The organism is Neptunomonas sp. CHC150 (genome assembly GCF_030397555.1).
Lineage (GTDB): Bacteria > Pseudomonadota > Gammaproteobacteria > Pseudomonadales > Balneatricaceae > Neptunomonas > Neptunomonas phycophila.
Window position 1 is genome coordinate 249321 of record NZ_JAPNXU010000012.1, and the last position, 20819, is coordinate 270139.

Below are 20819 nucleotides of genomic sequence, written 5' to 3' on the forward strand. Positions count from 1 at the left end.
CTGCTGGTTAGGCAGAGCCTCAAAATGTTCATTAAGAAACTTTATTATACGTTGAAGATTAGCAATAGATATCGGCTTTTGCTCAAGCATCGATGATTGCTTTTTAAAGAGGGTGGGACCCTCTTTAAAAAGCGGTTGTTTAAATTGAAGGGGCAATCTTTAGAGATTTTTTTCGGCATATTCAGCCAGACGAGAGCGGAAGATCCCCTCAAGATGAATATTGGCAGAGCCTTCAAAACCTCTAAAACGCTCAACGAGATACGTTAAGCCTGACGTTAAAGCGGTTAAGTAGTTAGAGTCTATTTGAGCTAAGTTGCCTAAACAGATCATTTTTGTGCCTTTGCCGCAGCGTGTGATAATCGTTTTTAATTGAGAAGGCGTTAAGTTTTGTGCCTCATCAATAATAACTAAAGCGTCTTGAATACTGCGTCCGCGAATGAAGTTGAGAGACTTGAACTGAATGTTCGCTTTTTCAATGGCGTACTTTACGCTGCTTTGCGGTCTTTCATCGCCTTCATGCATGGCTTCTAAGTTGTCATGGATAGCACTGAGCCAAGGTGTCATTTTTTCCTCTTCGGTTCCTGGTAAGAAACCGATGTCCTCAGCTACCGGCGGCGTTGATCGAGTCACGATTATCTTGTTAAAGCGCTGTTGCTCTATCACCATTTCTAGTGCGCACGCTAGCGCCAGTAACGTTTTTCCCGAACCGGCAGCCCCGTTTATAACACACAAATCTATTTCCGGATCGACTAACGATTGCATAGCAAAAGCTTGGAAGATAGTAATGGGCGATATTCCCCAGCACTCTTGCTGCATTAACCGATCATAGTTTAAATCGATAAGTGTTATTTCATCGCTATCAATGCTGGTAACACGGGCAGCGAAGTCCTTTGTGTCATCATAAATATATTCATTGACGTAGGCGTTTGGTAAGAGGGAGCGGGCGACTTTGTGGTAAGTGTTCCCATCCTTTTGGAAACTATTCACTTCAGTGACTTGTTCCCAAAAAGTCCCATCTAAATGCATGTGACCTGCGGGTAACAGTTCGATATCAGAAACGAGCTGGTCGGTACGGTAATCCTCTACTTTTTCGAGACCTGCGCCCATGGCCTTAAGGCGCATGTTGATATCTTTGGTGACTAAAACGACTTCGCGGTGGGTGGTTGTTGATTGGAGGTGGAGAGCGCAGTTGATGATGAGGTTGTCTTTGTTTTTTATATCGGGCAAAAAACCTTGCCGGACGGTGAGCTCATGATCAGGAAACACACTGAGCTTACCCAGCTTTGTTTCTCGATCTTTTCCGGGGAGTGTGATCGGGACCCCTTTGGCTATTTGCGAGGGGGTTGTAGCAGTAGAGAGTATATCATCTATCGCTCTGATCACTACGCGTGCCTCTTGGGCAACATTTTTTTTGCGGTCTTTGATGTCATCCAATTCCTCTAGAACAGTCATGGGAATGCAGACATCTTGCTCTTTAAATTCGTACAAACACCGTGGATCGTGAAGGAGGACATTGGTATCGAGAATATAGAGTTTAGTAGCACTCATCGGCTATATCCTTATGCGGCCCTGAGGGGGTAAGTAATTATTTGCAAATCACTTACTCATGATAGTCTACTTTGGACAAGCGAAGGTCAATATGCCATTGCAATAAATTTAACAAAGGTTTAGAGAGTATCGATGTAAGTACCAAGAAAGGAGGAGCGCAAGTATGTCGCTTAAATCACCCCAGTCTATTGTCGTGTTAACAGGGGCGGGTATTTCGGCTGAGTCGGGTATTAAAACCTTTAGAGCCAGTGATGGACTATGGGAGGAGCATCGCATTGAGGATGTGGCTACCCCTGAAGGCTTCAAACGCGATGCGGGTTTGGTCCATCGTTTTTATAATGCTCGTCGGGCTCAATTGAGTGAGGATGAGCTGCAGCCTAATGCCGCTCATCATGCGTTGGCTTACCTAGAATCTGAGTGTGAATGCGATTTTTTATTGGTGACGCAAAATGTGGATGATCTTCACGAACGAGCGGGGAGTCATCACTTGATACATATGCATGGGGAGCTGCTTAATGTTAGATGCCAAGTGTCAGGGTTTGTTTATAAAACAACCGCTCCAATCAGCCCGTCAACACTGTGTATGTGTTGTGGGTTAGAAGGTACATTACGGCCTGATATAGTTTGGTTTGGTGAAATGCCAATGCGCATGGAGCATATCTACGAAGCGCTTGACCAGTGTGATTTGTTTTTGTCGATTGGTACGTCTGGTCATGTCTATCCCGCCGCAGGGTTTGTTGAAGTGGCTAATGCCGCTGGAGCACATACAGTAGAAATAAACTTGGAGCCTACTCATAAACAATCGTTATTTGATCAGCATATATACGGTTTAGCGAGTGAAGAAGTACCTCGTTTGGTTGAGCAAATATTAGACAGGTCGACATGATAAGTTTTAAGTTAATGTTATTAAAGGATATACCTGAGTCTAAATCTGTTCTATGTTGTAACTGGTTAGTTAAGTATTTTTCCCATATGTATCTCTTTAAGGATGGAGGTGGTGCTGTATGATCACCGAGCAGTTTATTAGTACCAGTGTAACGCCACTGGAAAGTTTAGATATTCTCTCCCCGCATGAAGTCGCTAAGTTACAGGATAAAAGCAATAGCGGCTTATATCGTTTGTTTCGTCAATGCTCATTAGCTGTACTCAACACAGGTAGTGAAATGGACAGTGCCAGCCAAGTACTGGATCGTTTCAAAGACTTTGATATTCATATCAAACACAAACACAAAGGGGTGCAGCTTGAGTTGATTAATGCACCAGCAACCGCGTTTGTAGAAGGCGAGCTTATTCAAGGTATACGTGAGCATTTGTTTACTGTGTTGCGAGATCTGCTGTATGTCGGTGATGAACTCGATTTGTGTTGTGACACAGATGATATTTCGGAAAGAACCACGAACACGGTTTTCCATATTTTACGCCATGCTGATGCAATGAAACCGCATGTTAAGCCGAACATGGTGGTGTGTTGGGGCGGCCACTCAATTAAGCGACCAGAATATCAGTACACGAAAAAAGTCGGTTACGAGCTTGGTTTGCGCCGCTTAAATATTTGTACCGGTTGCGGTCCCGGAGCGATGAAGGGGCCGATGAAAGGTGCGACCATTGCGCATTCTAAACAGCGTGTGCTAAACCCACGCTATGTAGGCCTTACTGAGCCAGGCATTATTGCGGCTGAGTCACCCAACCCAATCGTAAACGAATTAATTACGTTGCCGGATATTGAAAAGCGTCTTGAGGCGTTTGTGCGATTAGGGCACGGTATTATAGTGTTTCCTGGCGGCGCAGGAACCGCAGAAGAAATCCTATATATGTTGGGTATTTTGCTGCACCCTCGTAATAAGGATATACCGTTTCCATTAATTTTTACTGGACCAGAAGGAAGCGAGGCTTATTTCGAAACCGTGGATAAGTTTATTCGGGAAACGATTGGTGAGAATGCAACTAAACGCTACGAAATCATTGTCGATGATCCGCACCAAGTTGCTGTAAGAATGCGAGAAGGCTTAGACCTTGTATTAGCTCATCGCAAAGAAACCGATGAATCATTTCACTATAATTGGCAGCTTTTTATTCCGCCAGAATTCCAGCTTCCCTTTGAGCCAACCCATGAGGCCATGGCTACTCTCAATCTTAAACGAGGGCAAGAGGATTATATTTTGGCTGCCCAATTAAGGCGGGCGCTATCAGGTATCGTGGCTGGTAATGTTAAGGAGCCTGGTGTGGAAGCGATTCGTAAACATGGCCCATTCGAGCTTACAGGCGATAAAGATATTATGGCGTCACTGGATCATCTACTGGAATCGTTCGTTGACCAGCACCGCATGAAGATTAATCACGAAGAGTATGTCCCTTGCTATAAAGTTGTTCGCTAGGGCGCGCTAGGTGTCAATAATGAATAGGTTCTCAACGGAGGATAGCTTGTCTATCGACTGGCGAGAGCCTTTTTTATTGCCCTTTATTGGTGCTTGTTTACTTATCTTGAGTGCGTATTTATGACAATTGGGGTGTTTACGGGTATATTTACCACGCCAGATGTGCATTAAGGGTTCAATGTGTGAAAAATAAACTTATCGTGACGCTAACCACCGTTTATGGCTCGCGTCAGTATTCGTTAGGACAAGTAGCTCGTTATCTGGTCGCGTTTTTCGTCATTGTTTCGGCGGTTAGTTTTTTTATCTCGAATTGGTTATTGGTGAAAACGAGTGATGATCTGGCCAGTTTGGAAGAGGATCATCAGCAATTAACTGATCAATACGAAATGATGTTGGGTACTCAAACACTCTATAAAAACGAATTAGATGAGTTGAGTAGTTCGTTATCAAAAGTTGCAAATGAACGCGATCAACTACAAGAAGAAAATGTCCGAATGGGGGAGCTTCAGCTTTCTCTAGGCGAGAATTTAAACGAATTAGAAACGTTGCTTAACGTCCCCGATACAGGGGATGTATCCGCCGATCGTTTAGAAACATTAACAATGATGGCTAACCAGCGTTTATTTATGTTGAATAGTATGCCCAATGGACTGCCGATACAGGCCATCCGCATAAATGATGGCTTTGGTATGCGTATGCATCCGTTGCGCAAGAAACCTGTTTTGCATAAAGGTATTGATTACAAAGCAGAAATCGGGACCCCAGTCTATGCAACGGCTGATGGTGTGGTCGAGTTTTCTGGAAATAAGGGAGATGGTTACGGTCGGCAGGTTATTTTGCTGCATAACTTTGGCTTTCGGACGGCGTACGCCCATTTAAATAAAATGGTGGTTAGCAGCGGAGAGTTTGTGCACAAAGGCCAGAAAATTGCTGAGAGTGGCAATACTGGACAATCGACAGGTCCACACCTTCACTATGAGGTGCGCCACCTGTATAAGCCGATAAATCCGGCACCGTTTGTGGCGTGGAATATCGCCAACTTCGATACAATATTTACAACAGTGAAGAGTGTGAAATGGGCATCCTTAAAAAATCTGTATCCTCTCAACCAAACCGTTCAGCCATAACGATTATTGCTGAAGGTAATAAGTTCTCAGGTGATATGAGCGTTGTAGGCAAGATGCACATTGACGGTATCTTTGAAGGCCAAATCAACTCCTTAGATCATATCTCGATAGGTAAATCGGGGTCTGTTAACGGCTCGATCAAAGCCAAGCAGCTCATTGTTAGCGGGGTGTTAGAAGGCGAAGTCGTTTGCGATGAGCTGCATATTGAAAAAGGTGGCAAAGTTCGTGCTACGGTTTTAAGTAAGGTAATGTCGATTGATCCTGCGGGCTGCTTCCTCGGTGAACGTAAACTGCATGAAAAATCGTCACTTCAAGTTATTTCGCCACCTGAAGCGTCAGGTGTCGATGCTATTGATACCTTACCGGACAAGATTACTTTAAAAGTTAACAAATAAAGAGCATACCCCGATGTGTGAACTGCTTGGCATGAGTGCGAATGTCCCCACTGATATTTGCTTTAGTTTCAGCGGCCTAATGCAGCGTGGTGGAGGTACAGGGCCACACAGAGATGGTTGGGGTATCGCTTTTTATGATGGTAAAGGGGTGCGTGCTTTTCATGACCCTAAACCCAGTATCGATTCAGAAATAGCGCATCTTATTAAAGAGCATCCCATAAAAAGCTTAGTGGTGATAAGCCATATTCGACAAGCCAATGTGGGGTCTGTCTGTCTAGAAAATACACATCCTTTTATCCGTGAGCTTTGGGGATATAGCTGGTCGTTCGCTCACAATGGCCAATTGGACCCGCGTTTATACGACGAGCTTACGCTGCGTTTTTATCGTCCCGTTGGGACGACAGATAGCGAATTTGCGTTTTGTTGGTTGTTAGGTGAAATCCGCGACGCTTTTCCTGAGCGTCCAGATGATATGACACCCGTCATTGATTTGATACATGAGCGGTGTGAGCGTTTACGAGGATACGGCGTATTCAATATGTTGTTGTCGGAATCAAGCCTCTTAATAACCTATTGCACGTCGAAGCTGTCTTGGCTGACGCGTCGAACTCCTTTTGGCCAGGCTCGGTTGATGGATGAAGATATGATAGTCGATTTCTGCCACGAAACGACTGATAGCGACATAGTCACTGTCATAGCAACAGAACCTTTAACCCATGATGAGCCGTGGACACCTGTTAAAACAGGGCAGCTAACCGTGTTTAAAGGTGGCATTGACGCCGAGTATCGATATAGCGCTCAGCAAGAGTAGGTCGTAGCATGCATACGCTGACAGGAGTTAACGTCTTATCTGATGTACTGTTGCGATCGGCTCGGTTATTTCCTGAAAAGCCGGCATTCACGCATGCTGGTTCGACACTGACGTACGCTCAGCTTGATCGTTTAAGCACTCAAGTTGCTGGTTATTTGCAATTTACGGGTACTTTATCTCGCCAAGATAGGGTGGCTTTGATGCTACCCAATTTACTCCATTACCCAGTTGCTATGTTTGGCGCCATGAAAGCCGGCATGATTGTGGTGAATATTAATCCTAACTTTGGTGAGGCCGAACTTAGGCATATCCTACGAGATAGTGGCGCTCGGGTGTTGATCACACTGCAAGAGTGCTTAGACAGGGTTGAGGCAGTTATTAACGAAACTTCCATAGCCGAAGTTATCGCAGCTGATGTTTTGGACTTGCATCCACTCTCGCAACGAGCATTTACTCGATTTATGGGGCTCCCCAGAAAATACCGTCGTTTTAAATCGGTTTTACCTCATCTGATTAGCTTTCGAAAAGTATTGCGCATAGGGCAAGCCGAGCTGTACGTTCATGAGTCAATCTCTCCAGATGATATAGCCCTTCTACAGTATACAGGTGGTACAACTGGAGACGCTAAAGGTGCGATTCTAAAACACCGGCACTTAATAGCGAATATGAATCAGCTATGTGAGTTGTTTGAGAATGATTTAAATACGGGGAGCGAAGTGGTTGTGGCTCCTATGCCGCTTTACCATATTTATTCGTTTACGTTGCACTGCTTAATGATGATCGCTTTTGCCGCTCGTATGGTGTTGATCCCCGATTGGCGTGATCGAGACTTGCTGGTGGAAGAACTAGGCCGTTATCCGTGTACATTTTTTGCCGGACTCAATACGTTGTTTGTTGGTTTGTGCCATCATCCAAACTTTTTACAGCTTGATTTTAGTGCACTTAAAATTACTTGCTCGGGTGGTGCGCCGTTAAGTGAATCTACCGCTATAGAGTGGCGACGTATAACCGGATGCCCATTAGTAGAGGGTTATGGTCTAACAGAGGCCTCGCCGGTTATCTCGGTGAACTATCCACCTAGTGATAAATTTACAGGCAGCGTAGGTAAGCCGCTAACCCAAACAGAGTGTAAAGTGCTGAGCGAAGAAGGAGATGTGCTTTCGTATGGCGAAAAAGGTGAACTCTGGGTGAAGGGGCCACAAGTTATTAATCGCTACTGGAATATGCCCAAAGAAACAGAGGTATCTATACAAGAAGGTTGGCTTGAGACAGGTGATATTGTTTTAATGAATCAAGCGGGTGAGATTCATATCATTGACCGAAAAAGCGATATTATTAATGTCTCGGGTTTCCCTGTTTATCCAAGCGAACTCGAAAAAGTGATAAGCTGCCATCCGGATATCAAAGAGTGCGCCGTGATTGGTTTACCCGATGAGGCGACAGGTGAGCAAATTAAGCTCTATGTTGTATCATCCAACCCTCGGTTGAACGTGCGCGATATTCGCGAATATTGCCGTGAGCGCTTAACTTCATACAAAGTGCCGCGCCTAGTTGAGTTTAAGCAACACTTGCCGCACACCCCAGTGGGTAAGGTTTTACGCAGACAGTTGCGAGATGAAGCCTTAGCGGTGCATGTCAGCTCGCCATTATCAACATCTTATTTTTAGTATTAGCCTACCGCTGCGCCTTAAATCTACCATAAATACATGAGCTTATTTTGAAACCTAGTAACTCAGATACACACACATCCGTGCTTGAGCAATGTCAAACAAGTGATCGCTTTCGTATCGAAAAACGGTTGCAACAAATTGCTGCGCGTTCTGCTTCGGGCCAACCTACCTCTAAAATGCAGGCAGATTTAGAGCAAACTATCGAAAAAAGTACCGCTCTCACTCAGCAACGTCTAGACAGTATTGGTGTCGTCAATTATCCGGATTTACCGGTTGCTGAAAAAAAAGACGCTATTAAAGCCGCTATTTCTGAAAATCAGGTGGTTGTTATAGCCGGTGAGACGGGGTCGGGTAAAACGACGCAGCTACCTAAAATTTGTTTAGAACTTGGGTTGGGAGCAAAAGGGCTCATAGGGCATACCCAACCGAGAAGGCTAGCTGCTCGTACTGTAGCCAACCGTATAGCCGACGAGTTGAATACGACGATAGGCGATAAAGTGGGCTATCAGGTGCGTTTTACGGATCAGGTCAGCCAAGGCTCTCTTATTAAATTGATGACTGATGGTATTTTGCTAGCCGAGACTCAGCACGACCGTTACTTGTCAAAGTACGAAGTCATCATCATTGATGAAGCGCACGAACGCAGTCTGAACATAGATTTTCTATTAGGCTATATTAAGCGTATTTTACCGCAGCGCCCTGATCTTAAACTGATCATAACATCGGCAACTATTGACCTAGAGCGTTTCTCTAAGCACTTTGATGACGCGCCCGTAATTGAAGTCTCTGGCCGGACATTCCCCGTTGACGTGTTATATCGTCCTCTAGTGAGCGATGATGAAGATACTAAAGATAGAACAACACAGCAGGCCATTATTGATGCAGTGGAAGAGATCATAGCCTTAGACAGGCAGATTAAGAACACAGGCCCAAAAGATGTACTTGTTTTTTTAAGCGGTGAGCGTGATATACGTGAGGCCGCTGATGTGCTTCGTAAAGCCCAGTTGCGTGATACAGAAATTATGCCTTTGTATGCGCGATTAAGCGCCGCAGAGCAAAACCGTATATTTGAGAACAAGCGTTCGAGTGGTCGTCGAATTGTATTGGCGACTAACGTAGCGGAAACGTCCGTTACTGTGCCCGGTATAGGCTATGTGATCGATACTGGGGTAGCGCGTATCTCGCGTTACAGTTATCGCTCTAAGGTGCAGCGCTTACCGATTGAAGCGATATCCCAGGCCAGTGCTAATCAACGCGCGGGGCGTTGTGGACGAATAGCGCCGGGTGTGTGTATTCGCTTATACAGTGAAGAAGATTTTTTACAGCGACCGCTCTTTACGGATGCTGAAATTCGCCGTACCAATTTAGCCGCCGTTATTTTACAGATGCTGTCGCTGAAACTGGGTAGTATTGATCAGTTTCCGTTTATAGATCCACCTGATAGCCGCTTTATTAATGATGGCTTTAAGCTATTAGAAGAGCTTGGTGCAGTTGATGCGCATCGTAAAATGACATCGCTTGGTCGGCGCTTGTCGATGCTGCCTGTGGATCCGCGCATAGGCCGGATGATAATAGAGGCAGATAAGCAACAGGCATTAAGCGAGCTACTAATCATAGCTAGCGCCCTTAGTGTGCAAGACCCGAGGGAGCGCCCAGCCGATAAGCAACAGGCTGCCGATCAAAAACATCAAGAATATATCGATAAAGACTCTGATTTCCTCGGTTTTGTAAACTTATGGAATAGTTACGAAGAGCAGCGCCAGTCGTTGTCACAAAATCAATTACGTAATTATTGTAAAAAGCACTTTTTGTCATATATGCGCATGAGAGAATGGCGGGATGTGCACCGTCAGTTGCACCTCAGCATTCGACAAATGAATATGCGTGAGAATTCAGAACCTGCGAGCTATAAAGCAATCCATGTTTCGTTGCTAGCGGGTCTATTGAGCCAGTTGGGCTTTAAACAAGAGAATAAAGAATACTTGGGAGCGCGAAATCGGCGTTTCCATATTTTTCCTGCATCAGGTTTATTTAAAAAATCGCCTAAATGGATAATGGCTGCAGAGTTAGTAGAAACCTCAAAGGTTTTTGCTCGTTGTGTGGCGAAGATAGAGCCTGAATGGGCGGAGCCATTGGCTAGTCATCTAGTAAAGCGCACCTACCTTGAACCCGCATGGCATAAAAAGCGCGCTCAAGTTGTTGCTGTGGAACAAGTGACGTTATTCGGATTGTTGATTATTCCCAAGCGGATCATTAACTATGGGAAAATCGATCCGCAAGCCTCCCATGATATTTTTATACGTTCGGCATTGGTTGAAGGCGACTACCAAACAAAAGCTCTTTTCTTCACTCATAACCAGGCATTACTTGAGCAAGTTGAGGCACTAGAGGCAAAATCGCGTCGTAAAGATCTGCTTGTCGATGAAGATACGCTGTTCGACTTTTATTTCCGTAAATTGAACGAGCTCGGTGGCGAGAATGTAGTTAATGGTGCTGGATTTGAAAAATGGCGAAAAGACGTAGAGCAGGCCAACAGCCAAGTCTTATTTTTAACTCAAGCCGATATTCTTCAGCGCTCTGCTGATCATATCTCTAAGCAAGCTTACCCCGATGATTTAAAATGGAAGGGTGTAAAGTTATCCCTCCATTACCATTTTGAGCCAAGCGCTCAGGATGATGGCGTGACATTAGATGTACCGCTTCCTCTTTTAAAACAGCTCCCTCTTCAGCGTTTAGAGTGGCTTGTGCCTGGTATGCTGCGAGAAAAGTGTGAGGCGATATTGAGATCATTACCAAAACAGACTCGAAAGCAGTTTGTGCCAGTACCAGACTATGCCCAAGCGGTAAGTCAGGCAATGGTCTTTGCTGATGGGGATCTTTACGAGGCAATGTCTCATCAACTTCTGCGTATGACAGGCCACCGGGTTACCAGTGAAGAGCTAAAGCAAGCCACATTAGAAGATCACTACCGTATCAACTTGCGTTTGCTGGACGCTAAAGGCAAACAGATAGCCCAAGGTCGGGACTGGGAAGCTCTGTGTGAGCAGTTTGGTGAATCGGCAGAGCAGGCTATTAATAGTGCGCCAGATGAAAAATGGGGGCGCACACAAATAACGCGCTGGGATTTTGGCGAGTTACCCGTAAAAATACAGACTCGGCAAGCAGGAGGGATTCAAGTTGATGCGTGGCCTATGCTTGTCGATCAAGGTACTCATGTCGATTTAAAGGTGGCGATGAATGCATCGTTTGCAGAGCAATCTTCTATTTTAGGGGTGGTTCGTTTAGCCCGCTTAGCGCTAAATAGTGAAATTAAAAAGCAACTCTCATCTATTTTTAAAATTAATGAAAGCGCTATTTATGTGGCTAAAGTGATGACTAAAAAACAATTAGAAGAGGGGATGCTGACACTGGCGTTACGAAAAATCATGGATCTGGATGAAAAAATTCCTAGAACAGAGAAAGATTTTGAAAATCGATTGTTGTCTGTAAAAAAAGATTTACCCCAAGTTTTAAGAGACACAGCAGAACAAGTTTTTGCTATTCACCAGTCTTATCATCGCATACAAAGTCATTTGAATGGGCGCGTATCTTTGGACGGCATCAGTATTTTAAATGATATAAAAAGTCAGCTTGGTGGTTTAATTAATAAGCAGTATTTATTCAATATGTCGTGGGTAGTGTTTGCAGAATACACTAGATATATGAATGCTATTGAAGTTCGTTTAGAAAAGTACCAACGAGAAATACCCAAACAACGTTTATTAAGTGACCAACTTCAAGGGTATTATCAGGCGTGTTACAAAGCGTTTGAAGTTAAAGAGAAGCGCGGTGAGTTTGATATACAACTGTCTGAATTTCGTTGGTACCTAGAAGAATACCGAGTTTCGCTCTTTGCACAGCAACTGGGTACTAAAGAACCGGTATCTGAAAAACGGGTAGTCCAGAGATGGCGGGCGTTAGAAGCTGATTGAGGTCATTAAAAGTAGCCTTGAAGAGGTAGTAACCCTAAAAACTATACGTTACTAAGTTTCAAGGGGTTGCGTGCTTAAGGGAGCTGTGCTGTAATGCACGCAAATTATGCGTAACTGGTTGCTTTTTGGTAGTTAACTGGTTATAAATTAAGCAAGTGTTTGAATTATTTTAAACATTGGACAGAAAGTGAAAGTTTTTTGATTCACATGTTTGAAATATTCGAGATGTATAGTATTTTCTTGATAGTACTAACGGCTTTGTCGGCTGGTACCTTAAGAAAAACTAGAATTCACTACTAGTATGTTGAATATTGAAGGGGAAATTTGATGAAAAAGTCACTGATCGCTCTAGCTGTCGCTGGTGCTTTGACTGCTCCAATGGTTGCTCAAGCTGACGCTACACTTTACGGTAAGCTAGAAGCAGTTTTGCAATCTAAAGAAGACAACGACGTTGATCTGTTCATGGATGACGTAATCTTCGGTTTGAAAGGTTCTTCTGAAACTTCAGTAGAAGGCTTAACTGCTATCTACAAAATCGAAGTTGAACTTTCTGAAGGTGAAGGTCTTGACGACGGTTCTGGCATCGAAACTCGTTACGCATACGTAGGTGCTACTGGCGGTTTCGGTACAGTATTGGCTGGTCGTATTGCTAACCCAACTGACGTAGTTGAAGGTTACGGCGATGTTTCTAACAAAGCTGGTGAGTTGTACTACAACCCAGACCGTCTAGGTTCTACACTTGCTTACCTTTCTCCTAGCTTCTCTGGTTTCGACTTCTACGTAGCTGGCGTAATGGACGGTTCTGTTGCTGGTCCTGACGCTGATGACGTTGACGGTTACGCTTTGGGTGCTAACTACATGGCTGGTCCTTTGAGCCTGTCTGCTGGTTACTGGAACTTCGAAAACAAGTACTTAGGTCTTTCTGATGATCTAGAAAACTTCTTGTTGGGTGGTTCTTACGCATTCGGTCCTCTGACTTTAGGTCTAGCTTACGAAAAACTAGAGTCTGGTTCTGACGATTCTGATCTGTACGGTATCTCTGCTGTATACGAAGCTGGCGCTGCTGCTCCTTACGCTCAGTACTCTCAGTTAGACACTGACGGCGACGACCAAGACGAGTGGGTTATCGGTATGAACTACTCTCTAGGCAAAAAAGCTGGCGTTGGCGTTGAATACTCTTCTTACGACGACGGTTCAGACACTACTGACCAGTTCAACGTATCTTACACAGTTAAGTTCTAATCTTATTTAAGATTAGCTCTTGCTAAGAAAAGGCTCCTTCGGGAGTCTTTTTTCGTTTACGTAAAGAATTTCTTTTTGCACTGCAGTATTTTAGAATGGGTAATTCTTTTAACTCTCTTGGAAGCACGAATGTCTTTGTTCACTAAGCCGCTGTCGAAAACATCTTTTCTAACACTGTGTCTTGGCTCGTCTATAGGCTTATACAGTAGTGCTGCTGTATCTGAAGTAGAATCAGACCCTTGGGAAGGTGTTAACCGTATTACCTACGGCTTTAACAAAGGAGTTGATCTGGTTGTTCTGCGTCCTTTAGCCAAAGGTTATGAGTTTGTTACACCGGATCCTGTAGAGAAGGGCGTACATAACTTTTTTTCGAATCTGTCTGATGTTGGCTCGTTAGTTAATAACTTACTACAGCTTAAAGGCGATGCGTCTGCACATGATTTTTCGCGTATTATGTTGAATACCACGTTTGGTTTGGGTGGTATTCTCGATGTAGCAACGCCTATGGGCTCTCCTAAGTCGGGTGAGGATTTTGGCCAAACGCTAGGTTACTGGGGAGTAGGCTCAGGACCTTACTTAGTTTTACCTTTTTTGGGGCCGTCTTCTGTTCGTGATGGTTTTGCTAAAATCCCTGACAGCTACACGAATGTTTGGGGGCAAGCGGTGGATCATGTACCTACGCGCAATACGGGTTATGGTTTAGAAGTCTTGGATGCGCGGGTGGGGTTGTTTCCTTTAGAGAAACTGATCAGTGGCGATGAATATAGTTTTGTTCGCGACGCCTATTTGCAACGCCGCGAGTTTTCGGTGCGTGATGGTCGTATGGATACAGGCTTTGACGCAAGCGATTTTTAACCAAAACGTTGGCCCGTAAGGGGTGTTGGTTGTATGAATGTCGAGTGATGTAAGCGGGTTGATACAAATAGTTAATTTTTCAGGTAGCTCGCAAGCCTGGCTGCAGTCCGTTTTAGCGTGTTACGGAAAGTCCACGATAGTGGGGGCTTTTGAAGAACTGACTATTTTGCCTACTGTTCGCTTGAATATTGTGTTTATAGCAGATCTTTCTGATATTGAACGATTTGAAACCAGACACATGTTGTACTCTGATCATAATAGTCAGGGTGATGTGTTGGCTGATAGCCCTTTTTGTTACGAAACCTTAGCTATTCTTGCTACAGAAGATGCCGCATTGATACTCAAATCACTTAGGTCTGGCATTGATGATGTATTTATTATGTCTCAGCTAGAAACTGATGTGGCGCCATTTACTTTACGGGCTTTACAGGCGCTGCGGCGCTGTCATTTGATAAGTGAAGGACACGAGTATCGGGAAAGTTTAGAAGCAACGTTAAAAGAGCTGCAAGACGACCAGCAAGCCGCTTATCAATTACAAAAGCGTATTTTACCCGAGACCCATCAAAGTATTGATGGTTTCCAATATGATTATGCATTGTTGCCTTCGCTGGTTGCCAGTGGTGATTTTGTAGATATTATCCCTATTGATGATCATCGAACGCTCTTCTATGTTGCCGATGTATCAGGGCATGGCACATCATCAGCGCTGATAACAGTCTTACTTAAAAACCTCACTTTTAGATTACTAAGAAATCATCGTCGGGATTCAAGCCACGATATACTTTCGCCCTTGAGTACTGTTCAGCGTATGAACATTGATTTATGTGCGTTAGAATTAGATAAACATTTAACAATTTTTTGTGGCCTTATTGATTCTCAATCTAACCGCTTAACCTACACCGTAGGCGGCCATCATCCTATGCCCATTCTTAAGACAAAATCTAGTACGCGTTTTTTAGAGGGTAAAGGAATGCCGGTGGGCTTGTTGCCCAGCGCTCATTTTGAAGAGTACTCAATTACCATCGATGATGTTTTTTCATTAACTATCATGTCCGATGGTGTTTTAGAATTGCTTCCTGAAGGTACAATAGAAAAGAAAGAGTCGGATATCCTTAATTGGGTAAAAGCTCATTACCTAACATTGGATGCTTTTAGTGAATTTGTATTTGAAGAAACAGACATTGAAAATGGTTTGCCAGATGATATTACCATCATGTCTGTATCGAGAGTGTAGATGAAAGAGCAAAACGAAGGGGCTATTTTTTATGCAATGCGTGATAGCCACTATGTAATAAAGTTTATTGGTGAAATTCGTCTAACCTTGTGCGGTGCATTAGATCGCCATCTTGAGCGTGTGCTCTCTTCTGGGGAGTGCCAGCATGTATTGGTTGATTTAACAGAGTCTGACTTTTTAGACAGTACTACGCTGGGTTTGATTGCCAAGATAGCCATTCGCGCAAAAGAACAGAAATTAGCCGATCCGGTGTTGGTATCTGTTAATGCCGATGTAACACGAACATTACTCAACATGGGTTTTGATCGAATTTTCGTTATCCTAGATTCGCTACCAGAGACCGTAACCGAATTGAAACAAGTGCCTATGGTGCAGGAGTCACTAGAGGCAACTCAGCAGCGCATAATCAACGCGCACAAAGTATTAATGTCTTTAAATGAAACTAATTACCAAGCATTTTGTAATTTAGTATCTACTCTCGAAGAAAAATAGGAATTTTTCCTATATCCATCATCTCTGATTTCCGTAGAATGTATCAAGTCAGCGAGACAACAAGGAAGTGTCGTCGAAAGGATATTCGCGAGGAATTAGCGGTCTCGGACATGTTGGTTAGGATAACCGGCAGCTTATACGGAAGTAGGGTGTAGGGCTCAAAGCTGGATGCGTAATTGAGCCCTTTCTTCATTTTTCATAGTTTTTCCATCTCCTCTGCTATTATTTTCACTCCCTTTTATAAATACTTTGTTCTCCAGTTCTCCAGTTCGTATTGAAGAGGATGATTTTTGGAGGCGGGATGGGTCGTATTTTCACTATATGAGTTTTGATTTTTTTGATGGGTTACAGATCAAAATAGGACTTTTTCCTATAGTCTTCATCCGGCAATTCCGTAGAATGGTCCATGTCAGCGAGACAACAAGGAAGTATCGTTCGAAAGGATGTCGCAAGGATATTGACGGTCTCGGACCTACTAATCAGGATGATTAGTAATCTACATGGAAGTAGAATGAAGGGCTCAAAGCAATGGATGCGAACTGAGCCCTTTACTTTTTTACCCGCCTATTTAATCCCTTATACAACAACAGTTATTTTTAGGTGAGCTTTTCTAGAGCGAGCTGTAAGACATCGATGCCGGCGCCTGGCTTGTGAGCATTTTCACTAATAACTCGACGGAATTGTTTACCGCCTCGTTCGCCATGAAATAGCCCGAGTAAGTGCCTTAATATATGATTCAGTGCCACGCCATTACTTAACTGCTGCTCAATGTAAGGGAAGTAAGCTTCCAGTACTTGTGCTCGTGTGAGCACGTCTTTGGGAGCGTTACCGTAAATAACAGTATCAACATCAATTAGCATGTACGGGTTGTGGTAGGCCTCGCGACCAACCATTACGCCATCAATATATTTAAGATGTTCAAGACTCGTCTCTAGTGTTTTGATTCCCCCGTTCAGAATAACCTCTAACTCTGGATTGAGCTGTTTAATTGCATAAGCACGCTCATATTGTAACGGTGGAATATCGCGATTATCTTTGGGGCTAAGGCCATCGAGAATGGCTTTGCGAGCATGAATAATAAAGGTTTTGCAGCCAGATTCTTTTACTGTTGAAATAAACCCATGTAAGTGCTCGTCGCTATCAAGATCATCAATACCTAAGCGGTGTTTGACGGTGATCGGAATGCCTACAGCTTGCTGCATTTCGACAAGACAATCTCGTACGATGGTCGGGTGAGCCATAAGGCATGCACCAATCATGTTGTTCTGGACCCGGTCACTCGGGCAGCCGACATTTAGGTTGACTTCATCGTAACCATAATCCTCTGCCATTTTAGCGCATTCTGCTAATTCTTTAGGGTTGCTTCCTCCTAGCTGCAAAGCAACAGGGTGCTCTCCATCGTTATAGCTAAGGTAGCGATCACGATCCCCATAAATTAATGCACCTGTCGTTACCATTTCGGTATAGAGTACAGATTGGCTCGTCATGGTTCGGTGAAACATACGGCAATGGCGATCAGTCCACGCCATCATAGGGGCAACTGAGAAGCGACGATTTAAAGCAGTTTGTGGCAAAAGAAGTACTCGTGAAAATCAATATTAATTCAGGGGGCGCTACTAGGGGCGCAGTTGCTCCTTATTATATATGGCTTCGCTTTATTCTGCTTTATTGTTTAGGTATTGGGTGAACAGATGGGCTTGGTCACTAAAGAGGGTATCAATTCCTGATTGCCATAGTTGAATGGCTTCGTTCAGGTTATTACAAGTATACGCAGCGATTTGGTAGCCTTTCGACTTGATAGCGGTAATTGAGTCTTGCGTTAACTCTGGGTAATGGCAGTGAAGGCTCAATGGCTGGATACGGTGGGCGACGCTTTGCCAGTCTGGTTGTAAATCCTCATATAACATAGCTAGCAGTGCGTCAGGGTCGGCTTTTCTGTAGGCCAGTAATATGTCGTGGTCAAAACTGCTTATGACGATGGGTTGGTTACTTTTCCAATATTTCTTTATGTGGCTATACGCGCAACGCACAATAGTAGCATGGCTTACATGGGGCTGAGCTTTAAGTTCTAGGTTAAGCCCCATGTGGTAAGTAGATAATAGGCTTAGCATTTCAGCCAGGGTGGGGATTGGCTCAGCAGCAAACTCATGCGAAAACCAGCTTCCTGCATCTAGCCAGGCGAGGTCTTCTCGGTTGATATCTAATAAATGACCTTGGTGTTGCGTGCAGCGTTCTAGGGTGTCGTCGTGAAATATAACTGCAGTGCCATCGCCCAGTAAGCTAAGGTCTATTTCTACCCAGCTAATGTCATGGGAATATGCGGCGTGAATAGCTGCACAGGTGTTTTCTGGAGCCAGAGCTGATAAACCACGGTGTCCAATTACGGGCGGTAGTCTAACCATTGTTTATCGCTCCTTCGGCTATAGATTAAAAGCTAACATTTGGCACTTGACGCACCGCTTCGGCTTCCGCTGGGTCTAGCTCAAAATAGCTACGCTTTTCAAAGTTAAATTTCTGCGCCACTAAATTAGACGGGAAACTATCAACTAAGATGTTTAAATCACGTGCTGATCCGTTGTAGAAGCGGCGCGCCATTTGTATATGATCTTCTAGTTCTTGCAGTTGCTCTTGTAAATCAAGGAAGTTGGTATTGGCCTTGAGGTCAGGGTAGGCTTCGGCTAAGGCAAATAATTGACGCAGGGCACCGGTCAATTGAGATTCGGCTTGTGCTGCCGCTTCTGGGCTTCCTGTGCCTATTTGGACAGCAGAGTTACGCGCATTGATTACGTTTTCGAGTGTTTCTTGCTCGTGCTTGGCGTAACCTTTTACTGTTTCTACTAGGTTGGGAATAAGGTTGTGCCGACGTTTGAGTTGAACTTCAATGCCGCTCCATGCTTCTTCTGCGCGTGCGCGCTTATCAACGAGTTTATTGTAAAGGCTGATAATATATAGGGCGATTGCGATGATCAGCCCCACGATAATTGAAAATGTAATCACACAACGCTCCTAGGTTTGTTTGTCAGTTTTAAACTCGGTTATATGGCTGTTCTTTACCCGCTGCCTTGTTAATAACGCTAGTTTACCTGCATTGGCTTAAACAGCATGTTAATACAATGTGGTTTATGTGGTTTATATAGCTACCAGCCACCGCCACCACCACCGCCTCCACCGCCGCCAGAAGAACCGCTGCTGCTAAAGCCGCTGCTTGAGCTAGAACTTGGTGGTGTTGATGCAGAAGCGATGGTGCTTTCTAACTGCGAAGCCATCACCGTGGACATCGCCAACGAACGACGGCTTCCGCCAAAACGAGAGCGGCTTGCAGAAGCTGTGGTTAGCTCAGTATTGCTAAGTGTACTTTCAAAAGCCATTCCCCACTCATTTTCAACACCTAACGCTATTGCATAAGGCAGGTATTCTTCAAACAGTCCTAGCGTCATTTCTGGAGGATGTTGAAAGTTAAGCCTATCTTTTTCGGCAACGGATAAATATAGCTTAAACCCTTCAATTTGCTCGACTAGCTTTTGGCCGGCTACCGTGGGAGCTTCTAATAACCATGTAAATAGACCCAATAACGCGGTTGTGCAAAAACTATAAGTGATCATTGCGACTGCAGCAGCGCTTTCAAAGAATCCGAATTGTTGGAAGCTATTGAGCATCACGATTATAAAGAGAACAGGTACGCCGTTGGTTAGTATATTGAGTATCAAAGGTCGTGAGCGCTGAGTGACGGCTTTACGTACAGATTGGCCCAGTATAAAGGTGGCTACAATAGTAAATATGCTGCTAGCAACTGCCTCAATGTTATTACTGAGTAATATCATGGCTAATAAAGGCACGAACGCGATAAATGCCCCAAAGATGGCGTATTGTCGATTGGTAGAAAAATTTGTGCGCCCGTACTCGTTATTGAGCTTAGCTTTAAAAGCCGCAGTGGCTGATTTTAGTGAAGGATTATAAGTGCGGTTTAGTGTGAGTTTGCTATTGAGGCTTGGAAAGAGCCGAGCGGCTAAAATAGCTTCGCCGGGACTTAAGTCTGCAGACTCCTTTATGCGTGTCAGGGTAAAAACGCGTTTGCTACCTTGTTCTATAGATAAATACTCTTTTGCCACCATGTTTGTTAATGCGGCGGCCATGCCCCGTGGTCTGTATTTTCTATCCAAAATTAATTGGCAGGCCGCGGGTGAAAGATCTTTTGGTGGCGTAAAACGCGCAATGATAGCGTCTTTACTGGGGTCTCTGCCAACTTTGCTCCACGCAAAATACAAATACAGACCGGTCGCTGCAAAGCCGGCTATGGCAATGAGAATCAGCATGCCATCTTTCCAGGCCCAGCGTAGTTTGTCGGCTAATGTCGGCTCGGAAATAACGCCTTTATTCCAAGCAACCGCAAGTGATATACCTTCGTAGGGCGAAAGCGGCTGAGAGCTTTCCACTTCGATTGTATGACTATTTATAGGGCTTAAATTAGCGTTGTGCTCGCGGCTACCTTGACGCCCCGTATAGGCTATTGAATCAGAGATGATGGCATTTTCCGGTAACTGGATACGAGCTTTGGCACGATCAATGGGGAATACAAAGCCGGTACCAATGACATTGAAAAACAGTTCATCGGTGTTATCGCCAAATTGGATCATCCGCTTCATTTGGTAGCGTAGTTGGTAGGTATAGCGTGCCGTGGGAAGTATGACATTCTGGCTACCTATATAAATACGGGTGCCATTAGCTTGTGCCTTGGTATGGAAGTTTTCCGGTTGGCCATCCCGTGTGACGTCGGTGAGTATAAAGTCTACATGGTGCCTTGAGCCATCTGGGTTATCGTAAGTGGTAGGAATATCCCGATAGATACCACGCTTAATTTGCTGGCCCTGCGCTTGGACTTGAATCGTTTCTGTGACTAGTAGGGTGCCGTCTTCTAGAACGGTCACATCTGTTTGATAGTCTAAGATTCGTTCCTGAGCGAAGGCAAACGTCAGCCAGCCGGAAACAAAAAATATAAATAATGTATACAGTGGAAACTTGATAAAGCGTTGCACCCAAAGCCCTTACTGTTTGTTCTATTGAGCTTGCGAGTGTAAGTCGATGGTAAAATAAAAGAAAGG

15 protein-coding genes and 1 pseudogene are annotated in these 20819 nt (G+C 44.3%); 11 read left to right on the forward strand and 5 right to left on the reverse strand.

Annotation, left to right across the window (positions count from 1 at the left end; all coding sequences use genetic code 11):
* Positions 1-159: 159 nt before the first annotated feature.
* Positions 160-1548, reverse strand: a complete 1389-nt coding sequence (locus OW491_RS17025) for a PhoH family protein (protein ID WP_075172665.1) — start codon at positions 1546-1548, stop codon at positions 160-162.
* Between the two features lie 142 nt (positions 1549-1690).
* On the opposite strand from OW491_RS17025, the pseudogene cobB reads away from it, so the two are divergent.
* The 11 genes and pseudogenes from cobB to OW491_RS17080 form a co-directional block, all read left to right on the forward strand.
* Positions 1691-2434: pseudogene (cobB, locus tag OW491_RS17030) on the forward strand (Sir2 family NAD+-dependent deacetylase); the annotation flags it as partial.
* A 118-nt stretch (positions 2435-2552) separates the two neighbouring features.
* Positions 2553-3923 (forward strand): nucleotide 5'-monophosphate nucleosidase PpnN, encoded by a 1371-nt coding sequence (gene ppnN, locus OW491_RS17035; protein WP_075172663.1) that lies wholly within the window; start codon positions 2553-2555, stop codon positions 3921-3923.
* A 182-nt stretch (positions 3924-4105) separates the two neighbouring features.
* Entirely contained in the window at positions 4106-5050 is a 945-nt protein-coding gene (locus OW491_RS17040; protein WP_075172662.1) for a peptidoglycan DD-metalloendopeptidase family protein, read from the forward strand.
* The gene (locus OW491_RS17045; protein WP_075172661.1) at positions 4999-5445 is read left to right on the forward strand and encodes a polymer-forming cytoskeletal protein; all 447 of its coding nucleotides are present in this window, start codon (positions 4999-5001) and stop codon (positions 5443-5445) included. Before OW491_RS17040 ends, OW491_RS17045 begins: the two co-directional genes overlap by 52 nt.
* Before the next feature lie 13 nt (positions 5446-5458).
* On the forward strand, positions 5459-6256 hold the full coding sequence (locus tag OW491_RS17050; protein WP_290037079.1) for a class II glutamine amidotransferase: 798 nt from the start codon (positions 5459-5461) through the stop codon (positions 6254-6256).
* Between the two features lie 8 nt (positions 6257-6264).
* Positions 6265-7923: an AMP-binding protein gene (locus OW491_RS17055; protein WP_290037080.1), complete on the forward strand. Its 1659-nt coding sequence runs from the start codon at positions 6265-6267 to the stop codon at positions 7921-7923.
* A 50-nt stretch (positions 7924-7973) separates the two neighbouring features.
* Positions 7974-11897, forward strand: a complete 3924-nt coding sequence (gene hrpA / locus OW491_RS17060; RefSeq protein ID WP_290037082.1) for an ATP-dependent RNA helicase HrpA — start codon at positions 7974-7976, stop codon at positions 11895-11897.
* Positions 11898-12224: 327 nt separating this feature from the next.
* On the forward strand, positions 12225-13139 hold the full coding sequence (locus tag OW491_RS17065; protein WP_290037083.1) for a porin: 915 nt from the start codon (positions 12225-12227) through the stop codon (positions 13137-13139).
* Between the two features lie 129 nt (positions 13140-13268).
* Positions 13269-13994, forward strand: coding sequence for a VacJ family lipoprotein (locus OW491_RS17070; protein ID WP_290037085.1), 726 nt, complete (start codon positions 13269-13271; stop codon positions 13992-13994).
* A 37-nt stretch (positions 13995-14031) separates the two neighbouring features.
* Positions 14032-15228 carry a SpoIIE family protein phosphatase gene (locus tag OW491_RS17075; RefSeq protein ID WP_075172655.1) on the forward strand — a complete coding sequence of 399 codons (1197 nt, stop codon included), beginning with the start codon at positions 14032-14034 and terminating at the stop codon, positions 15226-15228.
* The gene (locus OW491_RS17080; RefSeq protein ID WP_083609992.1) at positions 15229-15720 is read left to right on the forward strand and encodes an STAS domain-containing protein; all 492 of its coding nucleotides are present in this window, start codon (positions 15229-15231) and stop codon (positions 15718-15720) included. It begins immediately after the preceding gene.
* A gap of 596 nt (positions 15721-16316) precedes the next feature.
* On the opposite strand, the gene dusA is transcribed toward OW491_RS17080, so the two are convergent.
* The 4 genes from dusA to OW491_RS17100 all read right to left on the reverse strand — a co-directional run bounded on the left by dusA (position 16317) and on the right by OW491_RS17100 (position 20753).
* Complete coding sequence (dusA, locus tag OW491_RS17085; RefSeq protein WP_290037087.1) at positions 16317-17294, reverse strand: tRNA dihydrouridine(20/20a) synthase DusA; 978 nt, start codon at positions 17292-17294, stop codon at positions 16317-16319.
* Positions 17295-17375: 81 nt separating this feature from the next.
* Complete coding sequence (locus tag OW491_RS17090; protein WP_290037088.1) at positions 17376-18122, reverse strand: glycerophosphodiester phosphodiesterase family protein; 747 nt, start codon at positions 18120-18122, stop codon at positions 17376-17378.
* 25 nt (positions 18123-18147) lie between these two features.
* Positions 18148-18717, reverse strand: coding sequence for a LemA family protein (locus OW491_RS17095; RefSeq protein WP_083609991.1), 570 nt, complete (start codon positions 18715-18717; stop codon positions 18148-18150).
* 140 nt (positions 18718-18857) lie between these two features.
* Positions 18858-20753, reverse strand: coding sequence for a DUF2207 domain-containing protein (locus tag OW491_RS17100; RefSeq protein WP_290037105.1), 1896 nt, complete (start codon positions 20751-20753; stop codon positions 18858-18860).
* Positions 20754-20819 lie beyond the last annotated feature (66 nt).